This is a genomic window from Streptococcus sp. SP1 (genome assembly GCF_030440005.1).
In the GTDB taxonomy this organism is placed as follows: domain Bacteria; phylum Bacillota; class Bacilli; order Lactobacillales; family Streptococcaceae; genus Streptococcus; species Streptococcus parasanguinis.
The window spans coordinates 82,247-92,251 of sequence record NZ_JAQFJJ010000010.1 but is presented as its reverse complement, the minus strand read 5'-3'; the positions used below and the strand labels follow the sequence as shown (position 1 = coordinate 92,251).

Genomic DNA, 10,005 nt, shown 5'->3' with positions numbered 1-10,005 from the left:
ATTGGCTTGAACACCTTAATTGTATCGCGTTTGGAGTTTTTTTGGTATAACCTTCGATGCGCACCCGCATAGCGGGTGGTTTTTTGTCTCGCACCTAACGGAGCGAGACGGACTGAAAGTCACATAATGAAAAAAGAAAGGTCTTCAGGACCTTTCTTTCGAACATATTCAAACTGTTTTTCCTATAAAATGAGATTAATGTTTCTTCATAATAGAAATTATGCTATTTCTTGAATCATTTGGGAGTATATTGAAACTTTCCGCCGTGAGAAAAGTGCTAGAAACATTATTGTTTCTAGCACTCGGGAGTTTTGAGACCTTAGGCTCAAAACTAAGTCATGGAACTTCTTCGAAGTTCGCTGACGTCCGTACTCACCTGAGGAAAGTTTCTAAATTTTCTTTGTCATCAATCCGAAGAAAGGTTTAGCTAACTTTTCTTTTCAAACAAACTTTAGAAATCTTATCCACCAAGGTAGGCCTTGCGGACTTCTTCTGAGGCTAAGAGTTCTTTTCCAGTTCCGGTAAGAACGACTTTCCCTGTTTCCAAAACATAACCGCGGTCTGCGATGGCAAGGGCCTTATTGGCATTTTGCTCGATCAAGAGAACAGTTGTCCCTTGTTTTTGGATATCTTGGATGATATCAAAGATTTCTTGGATAAAGATTGGGGCCAATCCCATAGAAGGTTCATCCAGAAGCAAGAGTTTTGGCGTTGACATAAGTGCACGACCCATTGCTAGCATTTGTTGTTCCCCACCAGATAGGGTTGCTGCATCTTGGTTCTTCCGTTCTTCCAAACGTGGGAAACGGGAGAAGACTTTCTTCAAGTTAGCTTGATTTTCTTCTCGATCTTTCTTCAAGAAAGCTCCCATTTCCAAGTTTTCCATAACGGTCAATCCTGGAAAGACATGGCGGCCTTCTGGAACTTGAGAGAGTCCTGCTGCTACAATCTTTTGAGCCGGAACCTTTTGAATCTCCTGACCCAAAAACTCAATTTTCCCAGCACTTGGACGCACTAAACCTGAAATGGTACGAAGAATGGATGTTTTCCCAGCACCGTTAGCACCGATAAGAGAAACAACTTCCCCTTCGTTTACCTCGAAACTGACATCACGGACAGCCTGGATCATGCCATAGTGTACAGAAAGATTTTCAACTTTTAACATAGACATTAGGCTTCACCTCCTAGATAGGCTTCGATTACGCGTTTGTTGGTCTTGATTTCATCTGGCGTACCATGGGCAATCAAGCGACCGTATTCCAATACATAAATCCGTTCTGTTACTTCCATAACCAAGCTCATATCGTGCTCGATCAGCATGATCGTAATATTAAATTCTTTTTGAATGCGACGGATCAATTGGGTCAATTCTGCTGTTTCTTGAGGGTTCATCCCTGCAGCAGGCTCATCCAAGAAGAGGATTTTTGGCTCTGTAGCAAGGGCACGAACGATCTCCAAGTGACGTTGTTGTCCGTAAGCTAAGTTTTTGGCCAAGGTATCTGCTTCTTTTTCCAAACCAAAAATCGCTAACAATTCAAGAGCTTTCGCTTTCAAAGCTTCTTCATTCTTGTAATAGCTTGGCAAGCGGAAAAGACTCGCAAAGACATGTGGTTTGTGGTGATTGGCAAAGGCAATCAAAACATTGTCCAACACGCTCAAATCTTTAAAGAGACGAATATTTTGGAAAGTCCGTCCCAGACCACCTGCAGCGATTTTATAAGGTGCTTTACCATTTAGTAGCTGACCATCTAAGGTAATGGTCCCTTCACTTGGTTCATATACCCCTGTTAGGAGGTTGAAGAGGGTTGTTTTCCCGGCACCGTTGGGTCCGATCAAACCAACCAATTCCCCTTCATTAAGTTCCATGGTCACATCCCCAACGGCTGTCAAACCACCAAAGTTTTTTGTTAAATTTTTTACTTCAAGAAGCGCCATTAGTTAGCCTCCTTTTTTGAGAGTAGTTTTTTCAAGCTGAATTCCCATATTCCAAGAAGACCACCTGGACGGAAGATCATCACGAGAATCAAAGCCAATGAGTAAATGATCATACGTACACTTGAGAAGTCTTGAAGCACCATGTTCAAGATACCCAAGACGATGGCTGCCACAACTGTTCCTGACATTGATCCCAAACCACCAAACACGACAATGATCAAGACATTAATAGTATTGGTGAAAGAGTAGTCTTTAGGAACAACAGAGCCGATAAAGCCAGCTTGGAGAGATCCAGCAATCGCCGCTGTGATCGCACCAAATACAAAGGCGATGACTTTGACCTTGGTCGTATTGATCCCAACAGATTCTGCCGCGATTTCATCTTCACGAACAGAAAGGGTAGAGCGTCCAATTGGACTTCGCAAGAAGTTAATCGTAAAGATCGTTGTAATCACAACAAAGAGGTAAACCAATTGCCAAGTTGTAAAGGCTGGCAAACCAAGGATCCCAGCAGCACCATTTGTTAGAGTACCACCATTGACGATCAAGATCCGGATGATTTCAGAAACCCCAAGTGTCGCAATCGCGAGGTAGTCCCCTTTCAAACGAAGGGTTGGAACCCCAACGATCAAGGCAACGACACCAGCAATCAAAGCACCTAAAACCATCGCGCCAAAGAAAGCCCCGTAGGTTGGTGATTTGGAACCGATAATGGCTGCAGAGTAGGCACCAATCGCCATAAATCCGGCATGTCCGAGTGAGAATTGACCTGAGAAACCAACAATGAGGTTCAAGCCAACTGCAAGGATAATATTAATTCCGATTTGTTCCAAAATTTGGATATAGAAGAGGTTGAGCACACCCGCTGCAACCAAGACTTGGATCAAGGCAAAACCTGCGACCAAAAGACCAAGCCAGACTATATTCACTTTTAAATTTTGTTTCATGGCTTACACCTTCTCTTTCACATTTTTACCGAGGATACCTGCTGGACGGATGAGCAAGATCACAATCAAGATGGCATACACAATGGCATCACGGAAGTCTGAAAGACCGATCGCTGTAGCGAAGGTTTCCAACAAACCGATAACAAATCCACCTAGGGCAGCACCTGGAATGATTCCGATTCCTCCAAGAACGGCTGCGACAAAGGCTTTGATCCCTGGTGTCATCCCCATCAAAGGCTCGATCGAGTTGTAATACAAACCAATCAAGACACCACCAGCACCTGCCAAGGCTGATCCCAAAGCAAAGGTAAAGCTGATTGTACGGTTTACGTTAATCCCCATCAATTGAGCAGCATCACTATCAACAGATACAGCCCGCATGGCTTTCCCCATCTTTGTCTTTTGAATAATAAATTGAAGAGCGACCATCAAGAAAACAGACACTCCCAAGATCATCAACTGAATATTGGAGATTGAAATAGGACCGAAGTTGTAACGAACCGTTTTAATCACTTGCGGGAAGGAACGGGTATTGGCACCTACGAAGAAGACCATCCCATATTCGAGCAAGAAGGAAACCCCGATGGCTGTGATCAAGGCTGCAATCCGAGTCGAATGACGAAGCGGACGATAAGCCAGGTATTCAATTACAACCCCTAAAATAGCAGTTCCAACCATGGCTAGAAGCAAGGCTACAAAGAAGTTTACTTTCCACGAGTTCAATAAGAAATATCCCATAAAGGCACCTACCATGTAAATATCCCCATGGGCAAAGTTGATCAATTTGATAATTCCATACACCATGGTATAACCAAGGGCCAAGAGTGCATAGACACTTCCCAAGATTAGACCGTTCACTAATTGCTGGAGCATTTGAACCATCCTTTCTAACAATAAAGAGCGAGGCCAGGAATTTTCATTCTCCCAGCCTCTTGTACAAACAACAAATGATAATTATGGTTTAACAGACTCAACTGATTTGACTTTACCATCTTTCAAGCCAATCATAAGAGCTGATTTAACCGGGTTGTGGTTCTTGTCAACTGACATTGTACCAGTCACACCTTCCAAGTCTTTCAACTTCGCAAGGTTGTCTTTCAATTCGACAGAGTTCTTAGCACCTTTAGATGCTTCGGCAACCATGTAAACTGAATCATAAGCCAAAGCTGCGAACATTGAAGGTTCTTCATTGTATTTCGCTTTGTAGGCTTCTACGAATTTCTTGGCTTTATCAGTCATTTCACCCTCAGTAGAGAATCCAGCTACGTAGTAGATGTCTGTAGCTGCAGCAGGTGTTGCTTGTTCAACGAATTTAGCATCACTAAATCCATCCCCACCAATGATTGGTTGTTTGATTCCCATACCACGCGCTTGGTTTACGATCTTACCAGTTTCTGTGTAGTATCCTGGAAGAACAATCGCATCGAAGTCTTTATCTTTGATTTTTGTAAGGGCAGCTTGGAAGTCTGTATCCTTAGATTGGAAGGTTTCTGTTGCTACAATTTCACCTTTATAAGATTTCTTGAAGGCTTCAGCAATCCCTTTCGCATAGTCAGATGAGTTATCGTAGTAAAGAACGACTTTCTTCGCTTTCAAGTTATCAGTTGTGTATTTGGCAATGATTTTTCCTTGGAAGCTATCGATGAAGGTTGCACGGAAGAGGTATTCTTGACCTTTTGTCAAATCATCTTGAGTTGCAGATGGTGTAACCAATGGAACACCTGCTTTACCAGCATTGGCAACCGCTGCTGCAGTGGCACCTGAAGTTGCAGGTCCTACAAGAGCATTTACTTTTGATTGAGTGACAAGGTTTGTAGTGACTGTAGCTGCTTCAGCTGTTTCAGATTTGTTATCTTTATCTGTGACAACGATCTTCTTACCGTCAGCTCCACCCTTAGCGTTGATTTCATCAACGGCTAATTGAGCACCTTTTTGTTCGGCACTACCGTAGGCTGCTACTTCACCAGTTTTTTCAAAGTTAAAACCGACTTTTAGTTCTTTGCCGATTTCGTTACCGGTTGTGTTTGAACCTGAAGTAGAAACTTCACCACAAGCAGCAAGAAGAGCGACACTTGCAATGGTTAAAAATGAAAGAGCAAATTTTTTCTTCATTTGTAATGATCTCCTTAAATGAATCTTAAAATAAATACATTAAGAATATACCGAATTATCTGACAATTGTCAATAAAAAAAGCGCAATCCATCAAATGATTGCGTTTTCTAACCTTCTGTGACCACAGATGGGGTCTCCAATCGTTGTAAACTCCCCACAAAATCTGTATCTAAATCTTTGAGATGGCAAGGCAAGACCTTTTTGACATAACGTTCTTTCTTTAAGTCTTCCATGACTTGATCGGCCTTGTCGCTGTCCACATATAACTGAACATAGCGACATTTCTTGGAATGATAAAAGACATCCCCGACAGATTGTAATTTTTTCCCGTCTCGATTGTAATACAATTTAACAATCAAGCCTGTTCTTTCTTGTTTCTCAAACATGGTCAATCCCTTTCTCGTTCTGTTACTAGTATATCAAATTTCAAGAAAAAGAACTACTCTTTTATGGGAGCCAAAAAGAGAGTGGGACAGAAATCGGTAATTCGTTAGAATTCGATTTCGTCGTCCCACCTCCGCACAGTTGAGTAGGGCTGTAAAAGCTGATGAAATCAGCGTAGTAGAGCCCACTCAACCACTGCGTTTTGCTCGACAATCCAAAAATAATTGAGAGGCTAGGACTTTTGTCCCAGCCTCTTGACGGACCTTCCCATAGGATGGTTTAGTCCAATTTATTATTGGCCATGATTTCATCAATAAAGCCATATTCAAGCGTTTCTTGTGCGCTCATCCAATTGTCACGTTCGGCATCAGCATGCACTTTTTCAATGGATTGACCTGAATTTTCCGCAAGGATTTTTTCCAAGTTATTCCGTGTTTTGAGCAAGTGTTCTGCTGCGATCGTCATATCGGTTTGTTGGGTACCACCACCAGTACCACCCATTGGTTGGTGAATCATGTACTCTGCATTTGGCAACATGAAGCGTTTGCCCTTCGCACCGCTTGAAGCAATGATAGTTCCCATAGAAGCCGCCATCCCCATAACAATAGTTTGGACATCTGACTTGATAAAGTTCATGGTATCTACGATGGCGAGACCTGCAGAGACAGAGCCACCTGGAGTATTGATATACATATAGATATCTTTTGTATTATCTTGGGCATCCAAGAAGAGCAATTGAGCGATAATGGAGTTAGCCATTTGGTCCTCAACTGGTCCTGTTACCATGATAATTCGATCTTTCAACAGACGGGAATAAATATCGTAAGAACGCTCTCCACGACTGGTTTGTTCAATAACTACTGGAATCATCTATTCTTCTCCTTTAGTATCCATTCATTCTCACGATTCGTGAGGTTCAAAGTATATGTGCTATTATAAACCAATGGTCAAAAAAGGTCAAATCTAAAGCACCTTTCGGACTTATAATGAATGGTTTCTTTATTTGGTACCGAATAAACGGTCACCTGCATCTCCAAGACCAGGAACAATGTAGCCATGTTCATTCAAATGATCATCGAGGGCTGCTGTAAAGATATCAACATCTGGGTGAGCTTCTTGAAGAGCTTTCACCCCTTCTGGCGCTGATACCAGGCAGACAAATTTAATATGGCTAGCGCCACGTTTTTTCAAGGAATCAATAGCTAGAATAGCGGATCCACCCGTAGCAAGCATAGGGTCTACTACAAAGATGCGACGTTGATCGATATCTTCTGGCAATTTTACCAAGTATTCAACTGGTTTCAGAGTTTCCTCGTCACGGTACATCCCGATATGTCCAACCTTAGCAGCTGGTACCAAGCTCAAGAGACCATCAACCATCCCAATCCCTGCACGAAGAATTGGGACAATAGCCAATTTCTTCCCTGCAATCTGTTTTTGAACCGTTTTAGTAATAGGAGTTTCAATCTCAACATCTTCAAGAGGCAATTCACGCAAAACTTCGTAGCCCATCAACATAGCAATTTCATCTACCAATTCACGAAAGGCCTTCGTAGAGGTATCCGTGCGGCGGAGAATAGACAATTTGTGTTGAATCAGTGGATGTGTAATAACTTCTAATTTTCCCATTTTGAGATCCTTCTTTCTAAGCTGTTATTATTCAAAAAAGAGCCATGATAAAAGTGGAGTCAAGCTCTACTCTTTCTTTCAGTCCCTCTTTGATACTCACAGCACATGGAAATCTTCATTTCCAACTTTACATTCTTCTTATTATACCAAATTTTACAAAAAAAAGAGAGCCCTTACACTTAATTTTTTAAGTTCGGACTCACTCTTTCTATAAATAAATTACAACCATTCTTTGTATTTCTTAATATAGATACGTTTGACAACCGTCACACTCAGCATATAGAGGACGATAATCGCAAACAATAGAACAAAGTATAATCCATTTAGTTGGCTCAACTTCAAGATAGAAGCCAAAGGACTATATGGAAGGGAGGTTACAAAGAAGGCTGCTACTAGGGTCGTCACCACGACTGAGAAGGCTGGACGACTTTGGATAAATGGAAGTTTTGGTGAACGCAACATATGAATAACCATGGTTTGAGACCACATGGATTCGATAAACCATCCGGTTTGGAAAACCATGATAAAGGCTGCTGCATCTACTGCTCCATGGTTGTACCCATGACCTAAAATCATTGGTACAACAAGGAAGTAAAGAAGCATGTAGGTAATAATGTCAAATACAGATGAAATTGGACCGATCCAGGCCATGAAGCGCATGATGGAATTTGCTTCCCAGATACGAGGTTTCTTAAGGAAATCCTTATCGACATTGTCAAAAGGAAGGGCGATACAAGAAAGATCATAGATAAGATTGAGCACAATCAAATGAACGGGGGCCATAGGAAGGAAGGGCAAAAAGATGCTGGCAAAGAGAAGAGAGAAGATGTTCCCGAAGTTAGAAGAGACCGTCATCTTGATGTACTTGGTCATATTGGCATAGACCTTGCGGCCTTCAACCAAACCTTTTTCAAGGACCATCAAGTCCTTATCCAGAAGGATGACATCTGCCGTTTCTTTGGCAATATCAACAGCGGTATCCACGGAGATCCCAACGTCTGAGACCTTCATAGATGGAGCATCGTTAATACCATCTCCCATGTAACCAACCTTGTGGCCATTATTCTTGAGGCAGAGGATGATCCGCGCTTTTTGATCGGGTGATAGTTTGGCAAAGACCGTTGTTGTTTCTACAACTTGTGCTAACTCTTGGTCTGTCATCGTATCGATTTCGCTTCCCAAAAGAATCCGCTCGACATCTAGTCCTACTTTTTCACAGACAGCTTGAGTGACCTTTTCATTGTCCCCAGTTAAGATCTTGGTGGTTACCCCATATTCTGCAAGAGCTTTGATCGCTGGAGCTGCAGAAGGTTTTGGTGGATCAAGAAAGGCAAGGTAACCGGTTAGGATCATATCTCCTTCATCTTCAACACTAAAGATGTCATTTTCGTCCAAGTCAGTTTTGTAGCTGACTCCCAAAACACGAAGTCCTTGTTCATTTAATTGAGCAACTTCAGCGAGGACCTCTTGACGAACTTCATCAGTCAGGCGTTTAATCTCCCCCTTGTATTCAACAAAAGTCGATACAGAAAGCATTTCTTCCAAGGCACCCTTGGTCACCATGCTGACCACACCGTCTTCGTCTTTGACAATGACACTCATGCGACGACGTTCAAAATCAAAGGGCAATTCATCAATCTTATGGAAGGTCTGATCCAGATCGCGAACAATCTCATGTTTCTTGGCTTCTTTCTGGGTCCGATTGATAATCGCCCGGTCCATCAAATTTTTTAGCCCGGTTTGGAAATAGGAATTCAAGTAAGCCCGGCGAAGGACTGATAGATCCAAATCGCCATGGATATCAAGCGGATACTCCAAAACGATTTCATCCTGGGTCAAGGTTCCTGTCTTATCTGTACACAAAATATCAATAGCCCCAAGGTCTTGGATGGCATTGAGTTTTTTGATAACGACTTTTTCCTTGGCCATGATGATGGAGCCCTTAGCAAGACTCGCTGTAATAATCATCGGCAGCATTTCAGGAGTCAAACCAACCCCAACGCTGAGGGCAAAGACACCTGCTTCTAACCAGTCACCATCTGTGAGACCATTGATCACAAAGACAACGGGCACCATCACTAACATGAGCCGAATCAAGAGCCAAGAGATGGTATTCATTTCTCTCTCAAATGAGGTTGGTTCGTCATAGGTGTTGATGGTTTGCTCAATAGCTCCCATCATGGTTTCATCCCCCACGACCAAGACCAAGGCTGTTGCCCGTCCGGAGATGACATTGGTCCCCATGAATGCCAAACTTTCACTCTCCAAGAGACTATCTAGATTTTGACTGTCGGCTTTTCTGAGACAAACCTTTTCAACAGCATCACTTTCCCCTGTGAGACCAGATTGTTGGACAAAGAAGTCACGGGAATCAATCAAGACCACATCTGCTGGAATCATATCGCCGGCACTTAATTTGATCACATCACCTACGACGATTTCATCGATCGGAATTTCTTGTTCCGATCCATCACGCAGAACGGTCGCTGTATTGACAATCATACGTGATAAGTTGCTAGCCGCTTTGTCGCTCCGCAATTCTTGAATGAAGCGGATACCACCAGAGATCAAGACCAAGGTCACAATGATGATGGAGGTCGTTGGATCCTGTTCACCTGGTTTTGCTAGCCAGACATTGGTGATGAAGGAAACCAGCGCAATGACCAACAAAATCACCGTAAAAGGATTGATGATCGATTCGTAGATCTTTTTGAACATGGAATCTTCTTGACCTTTTGTGATGACATTTTCGCCATAGGCATCACGGTTTTCTTCTACTTGATCGTCAACCAAACCAAGGGCACTGGTTTTGTAGTTGGCAAAGGTGCTTTCAAGTGGTTCTTGAAGAGCAGCAATGAGTCTTTCTTTATTTGTTTGCATTGGTATCTCCTTTTTCAATCAGGAGCCAATCACTTTTGGAGTCCCTACGACACAAATCAGCGATTGGCTGGTTCGGTGCGGTTCGGGATGATCGTCGACTTGTATCATAGCTCTCTC

General features: G+C 42.6%; 9 protein-coding genes. All 9 read right to left on the bottom strand.

The window, feature by feature from the left end; translation table 11 throughout:
- Nucleotides 1-460: 460 nt before the first annotated feature.
- Nucleotides 461-1,171 carry an ABC transporter ATP-binding protein gene (locus PCY07_RS06700; RefSeq protein ID WP_003005434.1) on the bottom strand — a complete coding sequence of 237 codons (711 nt, stop codon included), beginning with the start codon at nucleotides 1,169-1,171 and terminating at the stop codon, nucleotides 461-463.
- A complete protein-coding gene (locus PCY07_RS06695) occupies nucleotides 1,171-1,935 on the bottom strand; it encodes an ABC transporter ATP-binding protein (protein WP_003005595.1) in 765 nt (254 codons plus the stop codon). Before PCY07_RS06695 ends, PCY07_RS06700 begins: the two co-directional genes overlap by 1 nt.
- Entirely contained in the window at nucleotides 1,935-2,882 is a 948-nt protein-coding gene (locus tag PCY07_RS06690) for a branched-chain amino acid ABC transporter permease (RefSeq protein WP_301355647.1), read from the bottom strand. Before PCY07_RS06690 ends, PCY07_RS06695 begins: the two co-directional genes overlap by 1 nt.
- A gap of 3 nt (nucleotides 2,883-2,885) precedes the next feature.
- A complete protein-coding gene (locus tag PCY07_RS06685; protein WP_021153669.1) occupies nucleotides 2,886-3,755 on the bottom strand; it encodes a branched-chain amino acid ABC transporter permease in 870 nt (289 codons plus the stop codon).
- An 81-nt stretch (nucleotides 3,756-3,836) separates the two neighbouring features.
- Nucleotides 3,837-4,994: an ABC transporter substrate-binding protein gene (locus PCY07_RS06680; RefSeq protein WP_003016149.1), complete on the bottom strand. Its 1,158-nt coding sequence runs from the start codon at nucleotides 4,992-4,994 to the stop codon at nucleotides 3,837-3,839.
- 108 nt (nucleotides 4,995-5,102) lie between these two features.
- Nucleotides 5,103-5,381, bottom strand: a complete 279-nt coding sequence (locus tag PCY07_RS06675) for a DUF2129 domain-containing protein (protein ID WP_301355643.1) — start codon at nucleotides 5,379-5,381, stop codon at nucleotides 5,103-5,105.
- A gap of 277 nt (nucleotides 5,382-5,658) precedes the next feature.
- A complete protein-coding gene (locus tag PCY07_RS06670) occupies nucleotides 5,659-6,249 on the bottom strand; it encodes an ATP-dependent Clp protease proteolytic subunit (protein ID WP_301355642.1) in 591 nt (196 codons plus the stop codon).
- Between the two features lie 129 nt (nucleotides 6,250-6,378).
- The gene (gene upp / locus PCY07_RS06665; RefSeq protein WP_003005574.1) at nucleotides 6,379-7,008 is read right to left on the bottom strand and encodes a uracil phosphoribosyltransferase; all 630 of its coding nucleotides are present in this window, start codon (nucleotides 7,006-7,008) and stop codon (nucleotides 6,379-6,381) included.
- A gap of 219 nt (nucleotides 7,009-7,227) precedes the next feature.
- Nucleotides 7,228-9,888, bottom strand: a complete 2,661-nt coding sequence (gene mgtA / locus PCY07_RS06660) for a magnesium-translocating P-type ATPase (protein WP_301355640.1) — start codon at nucleotides 9,886-9,888, stop codon at nucleotides 7,228-7,230.
- Between the last annotated feature and the right edge of the window lie 117 nt (nucleotides 9,889-10,005).